Genomic DNA, 16,929 nt, shown 5'->3' with positions numbered 1-16,929 from the left:
CTGAAATGCTAACACCAAGGATGCTTCTGTGACTCGTCTTGCTCGTTTTTTTCTATCTCGGATCGCTAATCTTCAACGCTATGCCAAAGCTTTGGCAACACTCTGCGTAGTATTGGTGATCGCGGGTTGTGGTGCCACCAAGCCTGCCGTAGATCCCACTGCCGGCTGGACAGCAGAAAAGCTTTACCAAGATGCGCGTGAAGAAATGAACGCCGGCAACTGGAAAGCTGCCCGTACTAGATTGGAAGCTATTGAAGCTCGCTACCCATTTGGCACTTATGCGCAACAGGCTTTGATTGACCAAGCCTACATTAACTGGAAAGACGACGAGCCAGAACAAGCATTGGCTGCGATTGACCGTTTCCAGAAGCAATACCCTAATCACCCCGGCAGCGACTATATGTTGTACCTCAAAGGGTTGATTACGTTTACACCACCTAGCGCGATGTTGACGCGGTTCACACGACAAGACCCTAGTGAGCGTGATCCCCAAGGTTTGCGTGAGTCGTATGAGTCGTTTAACGAATTGATCAACCTGTACCCCGATAGCCGTTACGCTGCTGACGCGAAACAACGTATCACTTGGTTGGTGAGCACTATTGCAGAAAACGAAGTACACGTTGCTGAGTACTACTACAAACGTGGCGCTTATGTGGCTTCCATTAACCGTGCACAACGCGTCATTACCGATTTCCACGGTGTAGCCATTGCGGAAAAAGCGTTGTACTTGATGTACTTGTCTTACGACAAATTAGGTGAAGCCGCTTTGCGTGACGACACCAAACGCATCATGGACGAAAACTTCCCTGACAGTATTCTGTGGAAGCAAGGCTTGGATACGCCTAGCAACTACTGGAACCCTATTAACTGGTTCTAAGCACGTTTCACGCATACAAAAAAGGCTGCCTGATGGCAGCCTTTTTTTATTCCTCTTGTTGCTTGTCTTTGAAAAAAGCCAATGCACGCTGTGGGTCTCGCGTACGCGAAAATGGTGGCAACCCACGCCATAGTAATTTTCCGTAGGGTTTATCTACAATACGCGCATCACCTACTACTAAAACGCCCCAATCTTGCTCAGTACGAATCAAGCGCCCCGCCCCTTGTTTTAAGGCAATCGCTGCATCGGGTAACTGGTACTCCATAAATGGATTACCACCACGCTCTCTACAGGCATTGATACGAGCCTCTAGCACTGGATCATCTGGCGGCGCAAACGGCAGCTTATCAATCGCCACCAAGGTCAACGCATCACCCGGCACGTCAATGCCTTCCCAGAAGCTCGCACTACCCACCAGCACCATGTTGTGACCATTGCGAAACTCTTCCAGCAACACGCGTCGTGAACGCTCGCCTTGACGCAACAAAGGTCTAGTAATGCCTAAGTCCTCAAAGCGCTCTTGCAGCAACTCAGCAATACGCTCAACCGAACGCAGCGTGGTACACAGCACCAACACCCCGCCTTTAGCTTGCTGTATCAGCGGCATCAGCAATTCTACAAAGCGTTCATTGAATTGCGGCGACGAGGGCACCGGTAAACTATTAGGTACAAACATCAGCCCTTGCTGAGGATAGTCAAACGGAGACGGCCACACTTCTGTACGGGCTTGCCATAGACCTAACTGATGCACAAAGTGCGCAAAGTTACCGTGTACTGACAAGGTAGCCGATGTCAGCACCCATGCTTGATGCGGTTCTCGGTAGCGCGAGAATATTTTCGCTACCGACAACGGTGCACTATGAAAACGCAACGACGTTTGTGTGTGCTCTACCCAACGCACCATTTCATCGGCAGCAGATTCTTTTAGCTCGGCTGAAGCTGTATCAGGCGCTAGCGCATGACGCCCTTGCCTATCTGGCTGGCTCCACAGAAACAACCTAGCACGCAACAGCAATGCTTGTTTGTGAGCCGCGCCTAGGTCTGGGTGTTTTTCCGCCAGCATATCCAGCAGCTTGATAATTTTGTCTAACTTTTCCAGCAGTACCTCTAAGGCTTCATCAAAGGCCTCTGGCTCTGGAATCATTTCAAAAGTGGCACGAGCCCCCGGCATCTTGGCTACTTCAGCCGTCGCCAAACGTAAGTCTCTACAGGCCTGCTCTAAGGCCCCCGAAACAGCACTCCAATCCACTACACCACGTGCATGACCTAAGCCTGCCACCTCGGTTTGGCGCGCCAAATCTAATAAATGATGCAGCGATACCGATGTGCCCAGGAAACGAGTAGCTACGTCTGGCAACTGATGCGCCTCGTCAAACACCACAGTGTCTACCGCTGGCAGCAAGTCAGTAATACCCTCTTCACGCAACGCCAAATCGGCCATAAACAACGCATGGTTCACCACCACCACGTCAGCCTCTTGCGCCTTACGGCGCGCTTTCAACACAAAGCAATCACCTACATAAGGGCAATCTTGTCCTAAGCAGTTTTCACGTGTGGACGTCACTCGCGACCAAATTTCAGCATCCTCAGGAATACTGGCTAACTCGGATTTATCGCCTGAGCTGCTGGTTTCGCTAAATCGCTGGATTTCACGCATCCACGTTACTTCGCGGCGTGACGCAAACCCACGACCATCTTGCTCTGTACGCTCTAAGTGGTAATGACACACATAGTTGCCACGACCTTTCAACAACGCCACTTGCACCGGTAAACCCAAAGCTTTTCGTAAGTGCGGCAAATCTCGCCTAAACAACTGATCCTGCAAAGTACGTGTCCCCGTAGACACTAGTGCTTTAGCACCACTCAGGAATACGGGCACCAAGTACGCCCACGTTTTTCCTGTACCCGTACCGGCTTCGGCAATCAGTATTTCGTGCTCGGAAATAGCCTTATGTATGGAGCGTGCCAGCTCTAATTGGCCCATACGCAAATGATATTGCTGCACAGACTCCGCCAGAGGTCCACCCTCTGCAAAAATTTCGTCAAGTTCCTGTGTCAGCATGGTCATAGTTCTTTCAATATCTCTGCACGGCTCTATAATCAAAGCCGATCATTTTTTACTGGGTTCCCGTTCATACACGGGATTCACGTCAGCCTCCGGCATGGCACCAAGCCCGACCTTTTGTTTTTTGGCCGTATTGAATCCATGACAACTACCCCCTCCTCTTCCCCGCGTACCATTGACCAAAACCGTATTTTGCAACAGCTCGCAACCGAGTTGAGCATACGCCCTAATCAGGCCACTGCGGCAGTGGATTTGCTGGATGATGGTGCCACCGTACCGTTTATTGCCCGTTACCGTAAAGAAGCCACTGGTGGTTTAGATGACGGTGTACTACGCGAGTTAGAAGTGCGCTTGTTGTATCTGCGCGAACTGGAAACCCGCCGTATCGCCATTTTAGATTCGATTGAGCAACAAGGTAAGCTCAATCCTGAACTTCTTTCCGAAATCACTTCGGCTGATACCAAACAGCGCCTAGAAGACTTATACACCCCCTACAAGCCCAAACGTCGCACACGCGCACAAATTGCCCGTGAAGCCGGTTTGGATGCCTTGCTGCAAAATATTCTGGACAACCCCACCAGTGATCCACTGGTACTGGCCGAAGCCTTTGTAGGTGAAGCACCGTTTGATAGTAGCAAAGCAGCGTTGGATGGTGCTCGTGACATTCTGTCTGAAAACCAAGCCGAAAATGCTGACTTGTTAGCCAAGCTGCGTGAATACTTGTGGAACAGCGGTTTGCTGTACGCCAAAGTAGTAGAAGGCAAAGAGCAAGAAGGCAACAAATTCCAAGACTGGTTTGATTTTAGCGAAACCCTACGGACCCTGCCTTCACACCGTACATTGGCCTTGCTACGTGGCCGCCAACAAGGCGTGTTGACACTACGTTTAGGTCTAAGCGAAGAACAAGAAGCACTGCACCCTCACCCCTGCATTGAGCGCATTGCCGAGCTCAGCAACAGCGCTGCACGCTTTGATAGCCAAGCTACTGCGCACGAAGCATGGATGGCCGACGTATGCCGTTGGACATGGCGCGTAAAACTGCTCACCTTGTTTGAAACCGAGCTCATTACACGCTTACGTGAACAAGCTGAACAAGAGGCTACTCGCGTTTTCGCTGCTAACCTGCGCGACCTGTTGCTGGCAGCACCAGCTGGCCATAAATCCGTATTGGGCCTAGACCCCGGCATTCGTACCGGTGTGAAAGTAGCGGCCATTGATACTACAGGCAAACTGCTAGACACCGTCACCATCTATCCTTTTGAGCCACGCCGTGATGTAGAAGGCAGCTTAAAAGCTTTGGCCGCTATCGCTAAGAAACACAACATTGAGCTGGTAGCAGTAGGTAACGGCACTGCGTCGCGCGAAACTGAAAAACTGGTTTCCGAACTGCAAAGCCGTCACCCTGAACTACAACTCACACGCGTTTCTGTGTCTGAAGCAGGTGCATCGGTGTACTCTGCCTCTGAGCTTGCTGCCAAAGAGTTTCCTGAGTTGGACGTAAGCTTGCGTGGTGCGGTATCTATCGCCCGTCGCTTGCAAGACCCATTGGCTGAATTGGTAAAAATCGAACCTAAAGCCATTGGTGTAGGCCAATACCAGCACGACGTAAACCAACGCGAACTGGCCCGCTCACTAGAAGCTGTGGTTGAGGATTGTGTGAACGCAGTGGGCGTGGATGTGAATACCGCCTCTGCTCCATTACTGATGCACGTATCTGGTCTGAACGCCACACTGGCTAAAAACATTGTGGAATGGCGTAACAGCAATGGCGCATTCTTGTCCCGCAAGCAATTGCTGGATGTGCCACGTTTCGGCCCCAAGGCTTTTGAGCAAGCTGCTGGTTTCTTGCGTATTCCTAACGCTGACAACCCACTGGATGCTTCCGCCGTTCACCCAGAAGCCTACCCAGTCGCCGAACGCATCTTGGCACGTATTCAAAAACAAGCCAAAGAAGTGATGGGTCAAAGTGGTGCTCTCAAAGGGCTATCCCCTAACGACTTCACCGACGAGCGCTTTGGTTTGCCTACTGTTCAAGATATTTTCTCTGAATTTGAAAAACCAGGCCGCGACCCACGACCAGAATTCAGCACGGCGACCTTCATGGAAGGCGTAACCAAGATTTCTGACCTCATACCCGGCATGACACTGGAAGGCGTAGTGACCAACGTGGCAAACTTTGGTGCATTTGTGGACGTAGGCGTACACCAAGACGGCTTGGTGCACATCTCGGCGCTATCTGACCAGTTTGTGAGTGATCCTCGCGATGTGGTACGTGTAGGCCAAACCGTGAAGGTTAAAGTGCTGGAGGTAGATGTACCCCGCAAACGTATCAGCTTAAGCATGCGTTTGAATGACGACATCCCTAGCTCACGCCCCTCTAGCGGTGATGCGGATAAACGAGCTGGCGCCGGTAGAAGCCAGCGCAACAACACCCGTGCACCACAGCAACGCCGTGAGGAACCCGCGAATAATGCAATGGCGGCAGCATTTGCCAAACTGCGTAAGTAATACGCGTTAGGCTTTACGTTAAAAACGGCCCCTGATTGATGCAGGGGCCGTTTTTTTATTGCGAGGAGCACAGCTACCACTACTCAAGAAAGGACTATAAACCTAGCCACATTCAAAACAATCGGGGGACGGAGAGGAAACTTTTTTGATTTGGTGTCTCAAATCACAAAAAGTATTCCTGCAGTCCCCCAACGCGTGCGATGAATGGAGCCTCGGCATACTCAGCACTAGCTTTCACAAAACGTGCGCTATGCATGCCGTAATAACCCATCAGTCATCACTGCCTAAACAATAAAAAAATGGCCCCTACATCAGGAGCCATTTTTACTACTCAGATAAAAGACTGCAGCGCTTACTCCGCCCGCATTCCTTCCAAGGTTTCCAGCAAAGCATCCAACTCAGCAACTGGCAAGCTGGCAACTTTAGTGCCTTCCACCACCACCAACGCCTCATCGCCTGCCACGTCAAATTGGCTACGATCATTCAGTGCAGCCAATGCTTTCTGTGCCATGCCAGCCTGGCGAGGGTCTGCAAACACTTCAGACACCAACAGCTCGGTACCCGCCGCATCCAACAGACGGAAGCGGAAACCTTCTTCTTCGCGGAAGCTGACAAAGCGGCCTTTACGTGCTGCTTTCTTCTCGGCAGGTGCTGACACCGCTACACGCTTCGCTTTACGCAAGCCTACGGCATCACGCACTTTTTCCATCAAAGGCTCTGTGTAGCGGCGTGCTTTAGCTGCACCAGCCAACAGGATGTCTTCGATATCGTCTGGGCGAGATAGCAAGTCTTGGTAATGGTCACGCATTGGAGCCAAGTGGTCATTCAGCAAGGTGAACAAGGCATTTTTAGCATCGCCCCAGCCCATGCCGCGCTCTAGCTCTGCTTTCAGCGCAGCAGTTTGTGCGTCGCTAGCAAAACCTTTGTAGATCTGGAAGATCATTGAAGCGTCAGCATCTTTAGGCTCACCAGGCTGACGGGAATCCGTCACGATGCGCATAATGGCTGCTTTCAATTCAGCTTCTGAACTTTCAAACAGTGGAATGGTGTTGTCATAACTCTTGGACATTTTGCGACCATCTAGGCCCGGCAAAATAGCCACGTTTTCCGCAATCTGTACCTCTGGCAGCACAAAGGTTTCGCCATACATGTGGTTGAAACGCTGAGCGATATCACGTGCCATTTCCAAATGCTGTACTTGGTCACGGCCTACAGGCACTTTGTTGGCATTAAAAATCAAAATGTCGGCAGACATCAATACTGGGTAGCAGTACAACCCCATAGTCACGCCATCATCCAGCTCTATGCCTTTAGCTGCATTCTGATCTTGCGCTGCTTTGTATGCGTGCGCACGATTCATCAAGCCTTTAGACGTCACGCAACTCAATACCCAGTTCAACTCTGGAATTTCAGGAATATCAGACTGACGGTAGAAGGTAGCTTTATCTGTATCCAGACCTGCTGCTAGCCACGTAGCTGCCAACGCTTGGCGCGAACGGGCCACCCGTTCTGGATCATCGCATTTCACCAATGCGTGGTAGTCGGCCATGAAAAAAAATGCGTCGTTACCCGTTTGGCGACTCATTTGAATCGCAGGTTGGATAGCGCCAGCATAATTTCCCAAATGTGGGATACCCGACGTCGTGATGCCTGTAAGTATACGTGTGCTCATCAGATCAAGACTTTTAAAAACAATTAGTAAATTAGAGGGTCACAGCGCTGCGGCGCTCGGACTCCAGATACTCTTTAGACTGCATTTCAACCAGACGCGAGACCGTACGGTGGAATTCAGAGGCCATAGGGCCTTCCACATACAACTCATCTGGCTCACATTCTGCCGAGATAATCAGTTTGACTTGGTGGTCGTACAACACATCCACCAGCCATGTGAAGCGGCGGGCAGCTGACGCGTCACGCACAGTCATACGCGGCACATCAGACAAAATCACCGTCTGGAAGCGGCTCACCAGATCCAAGTAGTCGTTCTGGGAACGCGGCCCTTCACACAACACATCAAAACCGAACCACGCCACACTACCACTGCGGGCAACCATCGGCAAGGTACGATTTTCAATTTCAATGGTGGGTTCCATTGGTGCTGTATCAGACAACTTGTCGAACACAGACTGTAAGTGCGCACGACTTTCATCGTTCAGAGGCGTGAAATACGCCTTCACCTGCTCCAACGAACGGCGGCGGTAGTCTACCCCTGTATCGATGGTCAACACGTTCATACGGCTTTTAATCAGCGCAATAGCCGGTAAGATGCGATCACGGTGCAAACCATCTGGATACAAACTATCGGGCGGATAGTTTGAGGTCATCACAAAGCACACACCACGCTCATACAACCCCAGCAAGAGTTTATACAAGATCATGGCATCAGCAATATCTGACACATGAAACTCATCAAAACAAATCAACCTATAGCGATCTGCGATGACCTGTGCAACGGCTTCTAAAGGGTCAGCTTGCCCTTTGAAGTTATTCAGTTGCTGATGCACGCTGCGCATAAATTCGTGAAAATGCAGACGTGTTTTACGTTCTATGGGCACACTGCGATAAAACGCATCCATCAAGAAGCTTTTACCACGCCCTACCCCACCCCACAGGTACACGCCTTCAGGTGGAGCCTCTTTGGAAAACCAGCGCTTCATCAATGAACGTTGACTACGTTCATAAGCCTGAAGTTCATCGGAAAAGCGTTGCAAGCGATCGATACCCGCCAATTGGGCAGCATCAGCCTCGTAACCACGCTCTGCCAGAGCATCCTTGTAATATTGACGAACAGACATGTAAATGCAGTGAAAACAGTAAAACGACCAGTATAAACCCTTAACTACTACGGGTCTGATCTAAGAAGCATAACGTCGCAAGACGCGTACACAGTACGTGACTGGCTACAACATTATGACCATAAAAAAAGCAGGCCTAGGCCTGCTTTTTCCTGCACAAAACTTGATTAGAAGTTCAATGCACGTTTATCCACTGCCAAAGCTGCTTCTTTCAGAGCCTCGGACAATGTTGGGTGAGCATGGCAAATACGTGCGATGTCTTCAGACGCGCCACGGAATTCCATGATAGTCACTGCTTCTGCGATCAGCTCGGAAGCCATAGGACCTACAATGTGTACGCCCAAAACCTCATCTGTTTTCGCATCAGCCAATACTTTCACGAAACCGGTAGTATCACCCAGCGCACGTGCACGGCCGTTAGCCATGAACGGGAAGCTGCCAGCACGGTAGTCGCGGCCTTCGTTTTTCAGTTGCTGCTCAGTTTTACCTACCCAAGAAATTTCTGGGGATGTGTAAATAACCCAAGGCACTGTGTCGAAGTTCACGTGAGGGTGCTGGCCAGAGATACGCTCAGCCACTGCAACACCTTCTTCTTCCGCTTTGTGAGCCAGCATAGGACCACGTACTACGTCGCCCACTGCCCATACGTTAGGCAAGTTGGTCAGGCAGTCGTCATCTACTACAACGAAACCACGCTCGTCTAGTTTCAGACCTACTGTTTCAGCACCCAGACCGTCAGTGTTAGGTACACGGCCGATGGATACGATCAGGCGATCTACTTTCAGGGATTGCTCTGCACCAGCAGCATCTTCGTAGCTAACTTCTACGCCTTTGCCTTTGCTATCGATGCCTTTAACTTTGGCACCCATCTGGATGTTCAAGCCTTGTTTGGTCAGCGCTTTCAGCGCTTCTTTAGCCACATCACGGTCAGCAGCAGCCAAGAAATCAGCAGCGCCCTCCAAGATTGTTACTTCAGCACCCAGACGACGCCATACGCTACCCAGTTCCAGACCGATCACACCAGCACCGATCACACCTAGTTTTTTAGGTACGGAAGCAAAACGCAGTGCGCCGTCGTTGGATACGATTTTTTCTTCGTCGAAAGGCAAGTCAGGGAATTGACGAGCAGAAGAACCTGTTGCTACCACTACGTGTTTAGCGATCAACTCTTCTGTATCTTTGCCTTCAACTTTCACCGACCAACCTGCATCAACTTTAGCGTTGAAAGCGGCCTTACCGTGGAAGAAGCTAACTTTGTTCTTTTTGAACAGGTACAGGATACCTTGGTTGTTCTGAGTAACTACGGTGTCTTTACGACCCAGCAGTGCGTCCAGTTTCAGGCCCAAACCTTTAACTTCGATACCGTGCTCGGCAAAGTGTTTGCCAGCTTGTTCGTAGTGCTCGGAAGACTGCAACAGTGCTTTGGAAGGGATACAACCTACGTTGGTGCATGTACCACCAGGAGCTGCTTTACCACTTGCATCGCTCCATGCATCCACACACGCTACCGACATACCCAGCTGGGCAGCACGGATCGCTGCAATGTACCCACCAGGACCAGCACCAATCACTACTACATCAAATTGTTTTGCCATTTTCTTACCTTTAGCTTTTTCGTGCAGCTCAACAGTAGCCCTTGTACGCACAAACAGGACTGGAGCTCTTCATTGCGAAGTACTGCACTGAAAATAAGACCGGCCAGATACGGTGCGCATCTGGCCGAACCATTAAAACATGATCAAAGACCTGATGCTAGATTAAATATCCAGCAACAAACGCTGAGGATCTTCCAACGCTTCTTTCATGGTGACCAAAGCCAGAACAGCTTCACGACCATCAATGATACGGTGATCGTAGGACATAGCCAGGTAGTTCATTGGGCGAATAACGATCTGACCATTTTCAACCACTGCACGCTCTTTAGTAGCGTGGATACCCAGGATAGCGGACTGAGGTGGGTTGATGATTGGTGTGGACAACATGGAACCGAATACACCACCGTTCGAGATGGAGAAGGTACCGCCAGTCAACTCTTCCAGAGTCAGTTTGCCATCACGAGCACGTGTACCGAAATCAGCGATTTGCTGTTCGATTTCGGCGATGCTCAGTTGGTCAGCGTTACGCAGAATAGGTACAACCAAACCACGTGGGCTACCTACAGCGATACCGATATCAAAGTAACCGTGGTAAATGATGTCTTTGCCATCAACAGAAGCGTTGATGATAGGGTATTTTTTCAGCGCAGCAACAGCTGCTTTCACGAAGAAAGAAGTGAAGCCCAGTTTCACGCCGTGCTCTTTCTCGAACACGTCTTTGTACTGTTTACGCAGGTCCATCACAGCCTGCATGTTCACTTCGTTGAACGTAGTCAGGATGGCGTTTTCTTGTTGGGATTGCAGCAGACGCTCAGCAACACGAGCACGCAGACGGCTCATAGGAACACGTTGTTCTGGACGGCCATCTAAAGACACTCCGATAGGAGCAGCAGGAGCAGCCGCTTTTTGTGTGCTACCAGCTTGTGCGTTTACGGCGTCTTCTTTGGTCACACGACCACCACGGCCGGAACCAGCAACGTTTTCGACTTCCAGACCTTTTTCAGCCAGGATTTTTGCAGCAGCTGGAGACGCAGCTGCAATCGTTGTGGATTTTTCTGCAGACGCAGCAGCTGGTGCAGCAGGAGCTGGAGCAGCCTCAGCTTTAGGAGCAGCAGCGGCTGTAGCGGCTGTATCGATACGAGCCAATACTTCACCAGCCAATACTGTAGCGCCGTCACCTTTAACAATCTCTACCAGCACGCCAGCTGCAGGAGCTGGAACTTCCAATACTACTTTGTCAGTTTCAACATCGATCAGAATTTCGTCGGCGCTAACGGCTTCACCAGGTTGCTTTTTCCACTCAAGCAAGGATGCTTCAGAAACAGACTCAGACAGTTGAGGAACTACAACTTCAATAATAGACATAATATTTTCTTTCCGTAAATGTGTGTATTTGCTAAAAGTGGTCCCGCTTATTTAACCAGCGAGAAGCCCTTGATACGTGGTGAAAAGGCTTGCTCAAGCAAGGCTTTATGTTGTTCTTGGTGTTTAGCCAAGTAACCCACTGCAGGCGAGGCTGATGCGGGGCGACCTGCATAGCTCAACTTCTGACCTTCAGCCATATTTTCAATCAGGTGATGCTGTATGTAGAACCAAGCACCTTGGTTCTGAGGCTCATCTTGCACCCAAACCACTTCCTTCAGGTTGGGGTACTGCTGCACAACCGCTTGGAAAGATTTATGCGCAAATGGGTATAGCTGCTCTACACGAACAACTGCTACGTCACCGCGTTGCTGTGCTTCACGCTCAGCAACCAAGTCGTAGTACACCTTACCCGAACACACCAACAAACGTGTCACGTCTGCTGATTTGATGTCCTCGTTTACTTCGGCAATGATAGGCTGGAATTTGCTGCCTTCAGACAAATCACTCAATGGCGAAGTTGCTGCTTTGTTACGCAGCAAGGACTTAGGCGTAAACAGCACCAGCGGTTTACGGAAAGGACGAATCATCTGGCGACGCAATACGTGGAAAATCTGCGCACCAGTTGTGGGTTGAACCACTTGAATATTGTTATCAGCGCATGACTGCAAGAAACGCTCAATACGTGCAGAGGAGTGCTCTGGACCTTGGCCTTCGTAGCCGTGTGGCAGCATCATGGTCAGACCACAATGACGGCCCCATTTTGCTTCGCCGGAGCTGATGAACTGGTCGATTACCACTTGGGCACCGTTCACGAAATCACCAAACTGTGCTTCCCAGATCGTCAGAATGTTGGGCTCAGCAGAAGCGTAACCATATTCAAACGCCAATACTGCCTCTTCAGACAATACGGAGTCGATCACCAAGAAAGAGGCTTGGTTTTCGGAAATATTTTGTAGAGGAATGTAGGTACCATCATCCCAACGCTCACGTTTTTGATCGTGCCATACGGAATGACGGTGGCTGAACGTACCACGGCCGGAATCTTGACCTGTAATACGCACGGCGTAACCAGTGTTCACCAGCGACGCAAATGCCAAGTGCTCACCCATACCCCAGTCTACGTTCATTTCGCCACGAACCATCGCACGACGGTCGTTCAGCAAACGGTTAACCAGCGAGTGTACGGTGAAGCCTTCAGGTACTTCAGTGATGCGCTCACCCAAACGTTTCAATTCAGCCAGAGGCAAGCCTGTATCAGCTTGATCTGTCCATTTAGCGCTCAGGAATGGAGACCAGTCGGTGGAGTACTTGTTTTTGTAGTCTGTGAGTACAGGCTCAACAGTACGCTTACCGTCTTCCATCAATTGACGGTAGGCTTTCACCATGTCTTCTGTTTCTTCATCGGACAGCACATTCTGGGCTACCAGTTTCTCAGCGTACAGTTTACGTGTACCTGGGTGCTTACCAATGCTCTTGTACATCAGCGGCTGTGTCAGGGCTGGTGTGTCTTGTTCGTTGTGGCCCAGTTTACGGAAACACACAATATCAACCACTACATCGTGGCGGAATTGCTTGCGGTAATCCAATGCCAGACGTGTTACGAACACAACGGCTTCTGGATCATCACCGTTTACGTGGAACACAGGTGCTTCGATCATTTTCACTACATCTGTACAGTACAGTGTAGAACGCGCATCGCGTGGATCGGAAGTGGTGAAACCAATCTGGTTATTAATAACGATATGCAATGTACCGCCAGTACCGTAACCACGTGTTTGGGCCAGGTTCAGCGTTTCCATTACTACACCCTGACCAGCAAACGCTGCGTCACCGTGTACCAGCACGGGCAATACTTGTTCACCAGTCGCATCACCGCGACGGTCTTGACGAGCACGAGTGCTACCTTCAACCACTGGATTAACAATTTCCAAGTGGGATGGGTTAAAGGCCAAAGACAAGTGAATTGGGCCACCACGAGTGGACAAGTCACTTGAGAAACCGTTGTGGTATTTCACGTCACCGTCGGTCAGACCTTCGGTGTAACGACCTTCAAACTCAGCAAACAAATCACCAGGCATTTTGCCCATGATGTTTACCAGCATGTTCAGCCTACCGCGGTGAGCCATACCCACTACGATTTCCTGAATGCCGTTGTCACCAGCGTGGTTCACGACTTCGTCCATGGAAGCGATGAAGCTTTCACCACCTTCCAGCGAGAATCGTTTTTGACCTACGTATTTAGTGTGCAAGAAACGCTCTAGACCTTCTGCTTCAGTCAACTGCTGCAGAATATTGCGTTTTTCGTCGTTATTAAATTCAAAGGAGCCATGCACGGATTCCAGACGCTCTTGTATCCAACGTTTGGCTACAGGGTCAGAGATGTGCATAAACTCAGCACCAATGGATTGACAATAGGTGTCACGCAATGCTTTGAGCAAATCGCGCAAAGTCATTGTCACATTGGTGGTGAAGTATGTGTTGGTGGCCGAGTAAACCTGATCTAGATCAGCTTCGGTCAAACCATAAAAAGAAGGATCTAACTCTGCAAAACTAACACGTTCGGTGCGTTTCAGAGGATCCAACATAGCCAGCCTTACGCCCAAAGAGCGGTAAGCGGCGATCAGCGATTGTACCGATACCTGCTTAGCGGCAACACTTAAGTCCACTGAAGGAATGCGGGCAGCCAAAGCATTAGCTTTTGCACGCTGTGCGAAAGATTCTACGATTGGAGCGTGTGCTTGGTCACGTGTATGTTCACGACCATCGGTTGCTGGCAGATGCTGCAACTGGTCGAAATAATCACGCCATTCACCAGGCACCGCAGTGGGGTTGTCCAGATAAATCTCGTACAAATCTTCTACGTAGGCAGCGTTGCTACCAAAAAGATAGGACGTGGACAGCAATTCTAGTTGCGATGATGACATTATATGCTTCACCTGTCCGAGTGTTTCACTCGTAATGAGATGCAGGAATACCTTCCGCGATCACGGCCACGCCGTATAGCGGATAGCAGAGCAGAAGGCTACTTAACTACTTAACGCCTTTAAACAAGCCGTATGTAATTTAGTATACATGTCAGCATTCAACTGTGCACATTGACCACTTGAAAACCCTTTACCAGAGCCACTTTGTTGCGCATACGCCAAAAAAGTCAGGTCCACTTGGTACAATGCAAGGCTGCAATTTTGTAGATCCACTTGGTTCTACAGGTACTTTTTGTTCCCGCTACGCTTCAATACTTTTTCTATGTTGCGTTGCGACATGCATTACTTTGCACATTCACGCTATAACATGCAATTCACCGTAATTTGCCTGATGAAAAAAAAGAGCAAATCGATTTTAGCTTTTACACAGATAGATATCCCGCAGGAGCACATCAACAATGGTTGCCAAAGCAGATCTGGCCAAAATGGCGCTGGATTACCACGCTTACCCTACACCCGGAAAAATTTCGGTTACCCCTACTAAGCCCCTGGCGAATCAAGACGACTTGTCTCTTGCTTACTCCCCCGGCGTTGCTGAAGCATGTATGGCTATTCATGCAGATGGTAACGAGGCAGCAGCTAAGTACACATCCCGCGCCAACCTGGTAGGTGTGATCAGTAACGGTACTGCTGTACTAGGCCTAGGCAATATCGGCCCACTGGCATCCAAGCCTGTGATGGAAGGTAAAGGCTGCCTGTTCAAAAAATTTGCTGGCATCGACGTGTTCGACATCGAGTTGGCTGAAAACGATCCACAAAAACTGGTAGATATTATTGCTGCCATGGAGCCCACTCTGGGCGGCGTAAACCTGGAAGATATTAAAGCACCCGAGTGCTTCTACATCGAAACAGAACTGCGCAAACGCATGAAGATCCCGGTCTTCCACGATGACCAGCACGGTACCGCCATTATCTCTACCGCTGCGATTGTTAACGGTTTGAAAGTCGTTAACAAGAAAATCGAAGATGTAAAACTGGTATGTTCTGGTGCTGGCGCTGCAGCTATTGCTTGCTTGAACTTGCTGGTAAGCCTGGGCCTGCCACGTGAGCACATCTATGTAGCAGACTCCCGCGGTATCATCTGGAAAGGCCGTGAAGAAAACATGGAGCCAAGCAAGGCTCAATACGCTCAAGAAACTGACTATCGCACATTGGCTGACGCTATTGTGGACGCAGACGTATTCTTGGGTTGTTCCGCTGCTGGTGCACTGACACCAGCCATGCTGAAAAGCATGGGCACACAGCCGCTGATTCTGGCCTTGGCTAACCCTGAGCCTGAAATCCGCCCTGAGTTGGCTAAAGAAACACGCCCAGACTGCATTATCGCCACAGGCCGTTCCGACTACCCTAACCAGGTAAATAACGTTCTGTGCTTCCCCTTCATTTTCCGCGGCGCGCTGGATTGTGGTGCAAGCGTCATTAACGAAGAAATGAAGCTGGCATGCGTAAAAGCCATTGCTGAACTTGCAGAAGCTGAGATCTACGATGACAGCGAACTAAGCTTTGGCCCTGACTACATTATTCCTCGCCCATTTGATCCTCGTTTGTTGGCACACATTGCTCCAATCGTGGCTCAAGCAGCTATGGACTCTGGTGTTGCTACACGCCCTATCGCTGACATGGAAGCCTACCGCCAGAAACTGATTGCGATGACGTATCGCTCCGGTCCTCTGATGCGTCCACTGTTCATGCAAGCCAAGCAAGAACCTAAACGCGTTATTTACGCTGACGGTGAAGATGAGCGCGTATTGCGTGCTGTGCAATCGGCTGTAGACGAGCGTATTGCTAAACCAATTCTGGTTGGTCGCCCTTCCGTGATCGAAATGCGCATCAAACGTTTTGGCCTGCGTCTGCAACCTGGCGTGAACGTGGAAATTGTTGACCCAGAAAACGACGATCGTTTCAACGAAACATGGACCAGCTATTACCAACAACGCGCACGCTTTGGTGTAACACCTGAAGTGGCAAAAGCGACTATCCGCAAAAATAACACCTTGATTGGTGCGATGTTGCTGGAACGTGGCGATGCTGATGCCATGCTATGCGGTGTAACCTCACCATTCATCAATGAGCTGAACCACATTGAAAATGTGATTGGTCTGCAAGAAGGTGCTACGACTTTTGCCGCCATGAACGCTCTGGTACTGCCTACACAAACCTTGTTCATTTGCGATACGCATGTGAACGAGAACCCTAGCGCAGAACAAATCGCCAACATGACTATTCTGGCTGCACACGAAGTTCGCCGCTTTGGCGTAGAGCCTCGCGTTGCGCTGCTGTCACACTCCAACTTTGGTAGCCGCGATAACGTATCGTCCAGAAAAATGGCTGAGGCTCGTCGCCTACTGGCTGAAATGGCACCTGAACTGGAAGTTGATGGCGAAATGCATGCAGACTCCGCACTGGACGACAGCGTACGTTTCAAAGCCTTCCCAGACAGCACATTGAAAGCGCCTGCAAACCTGCTGATCACTCCCAATCTGGATGCCGGTAACATTACCTACAACATCCTGAAAGTGACTGGTAGCGGTGGCGTAGCCATGGGCCCAATTCTGCTGGGTGCAAAACGCCCAGTACACATCCTGACCACTAGCGCAAGCGTACGTCGTATTTTGAATATGACTGCCATCGCAGTGTTGGATGCAATGGAAGAAGCTGAACAAGCCTAAGAAAAAGCAGGCCTATCTGCTACAAACAACTCCCTCTCAGCACACACTGGGAGGGAGTTTTTTATGCCGTT

General features: G+C 50.1%; 9 protein-coding genes. 3 read left to right on the top strand and 6 right to left on the bottom strand.

The window, feature by feature from the left end:
* Positions 1 to 61 precede the first annotated feature (61 nt).
* Positions 62 to 877 (top strand): outer membrane protein assembly factor BamD, encoded by an 816-nt coding sequence (locus AC3QL0_RS04560; RefSeq protein ID WP_493010942.1) that lies wholly within the window; start codon positions 62 to 64, stop codon positions 875 to 877.
* A gap of 46 nt (positions 878 to 923) precedes the next feature.
* Here the strand turns inward: AC3QL0_RS04560 and yoaA are convergent, their stop codons facing one another.
* Positions 924 to 2,939: a DNA repair helicase YoaA gene (gene yoaA, locus AC3QL0_RS04555; protein WP_493010941.1), complete on the bottom strand. Its 2,016-nt coding sequence runs from the start codon at positions 2,937 to 2,939 to the stop codon at positions 924 to 926.
* Positions 2,940 to 3,074: 135 nt separating this feature from the next.
* Here yoaA and AC3QL0_RS04550 point away from each other — a divergent pair, with 135 nt between their 5' ends.
* Positions 3,075 to 5,450 (top strand): Tex family protein, encoded by a 2,376-nt coding sequence (locus AC3QL0_RS04550; protein WP_493010940.1) that lies wholly within the window; start codon positions 3,075 to 3,077, stop codon positions 5,448 to 5,450.
* Positions 5,451 to 5,802: 352 nt separating this feature from the next.
* Here the strand turns inward: AC3QL0_RS04550 and AC3QL0_RS04545 are convergent, their stop codons facing one another.
* The 5 genes from AC3QL0_RS04545 to AC3QL0_RS04525 all read right to left on the bottom strand — a co-directional run bounded on the left by AC3QL0_RS04545 (position 5,803) and on the right by AC3QL0_RS04525 (position 14,129).
* A complete protein-coding gene (locus AC3QL0_RS04545) occupies positions 5,803 to 7,122 on the bottom strand; it encodes a tryptophan--tRNA ligase (protein ID WP_493010280.1) in 1,320 nt (439 codons plus the stop codon).
* Positions 7,123 to 7,153: 31 nt separating this feature from the next.
* On the bottom strand, positions 7,154 to 8,245 hold the full coding sequence (gene zapE, locus AC3QL0_RS04540; RefSeq protein WP_493010279.1) for a cell division protein ZapE: 1,092 nt from the start codon (positions 8,243 to 8,245) through the stop codon (positions 7,154 to 7,156).
* Positions 8,246 to 8,412: 167 nt separating this feature from the next.
* Complete coding sequence (lpdA, locus tag AC3QL0_RS04535) at positions 8,413 to 9,840, bottom strand: dihydrolipoyl dehydrogenase (RefSeq protein WP_493010278.1); 1,428 nt, start codon at positions 9,838 to 9,840, stop codon at positions 8,413 to 8,415.
* Between the two features lie 162 nt (positions 9,841 to 10,002).
* Positions 10,003 to 11,205 carry a 2-oxoglutarate dehydrogenase complex dihydrolipoyllysine-residue succinyltransferase gene (odhB, locus tag AC3QL0_RS04530; RefSeq protein WP_493010277.1) on the bottom strand — a complete coding sequence of 401 codons (1,203 nt, stop codon included), beginning with the start codon at positions 11,203 to 11,205 and terminating at the stop codon, positions 10,003 to 10,005.
* Between the two features lie 47 nt (positions 11,206 to 11,252).
* Positions 11,253 to 14,129: a 2-oxoglutarate dehydrogenase E1 component gene (locus AC3QL0_RS04525; RefSeq protein ID WP_493010276.1), complete on the bottom strand. Its 2,877-nt coding sequence runs from the start codon at positions 14,127 to 14,129 to the stop codon at positions 11,253 to 11,255.
* Positions 14,130 to 14,587: 458 nt separating this feature from the next.
* Between AC3QL0_RS04525 and AC3QL0_RS04520 the strand changes: the two genes are divergently transcribed.
* Positions 14,588 to 16,858 (top strand): NADP-dependent malic enzyme, encoded by a 2,271-nt coding sequence (locus AC3QL0_RS04520; protein ID WP_493010275.1) that lies wholly within the window; start codon positions 14,588 to 14,590, stop codon positions 16,856 to 16,858.
* The last annotated feature ends 71 nt before the right edge of the window (positions 16,859 to 16,929 follow it).

This window comes from Paenalcaligenes sp. GW821-LYS-B07-1 (assembly GCF_058803365.1).
The sequence above is the reverse complement of the archived record's forward strand: the minus strand, read 5'-3'. Positions and strand labels throughout refer to the sequence as shown.

Coding starts and splice junctions, on each gene's coding strand:
- zapE (WP_493010279.1), bottom strand. CDS start 8,245: ATGTCTGTTCGTCAATATTACAAGGATGCTCTGGCAGAGCGTGGTTAC.
- AC3QL0_RS04545 (WP_493010280.1), bottom strand. CDS start 7,122: ATGAGCACACGTATACTTACAGGCATCACGACGTCGGGTATCCCACAT.
- lpdA (WP_493010278.1), bottom strand. CDS start 9,840: ATGGCAAAACAATTTGATGTAGTAGTGATTGGTGCTGGTCCTGGTGGG.
- yoaA (WP_493010941.1), bottom strand. CDS start 2,939: ATGCTGACACAGGAACTTGACGAAATTTTTGCAGAGGGTGGACCTCTG.
- odhB (WP_493010277.1), bottom strand. CDS start 11,205: ATGTCTATTATTGAAGTTGTAGTTCCTCAACTGTCTGAGTCTGTTTCT.
- AC3QL0_RS04525 (WP_493010276.1), bottom strand. CDS start 14,129: ATGTCATCATCGCAACTAGAATTGCTGTCCACGTCCTATCTTTTTGGT.
- AC3QL0_RS04520 (WP_493010275.1), top strand. CDS start 14,588: ATGGTTGCCAAAGCAGATCTGGCCAAAATGGCGCTGGATTACCACGCT.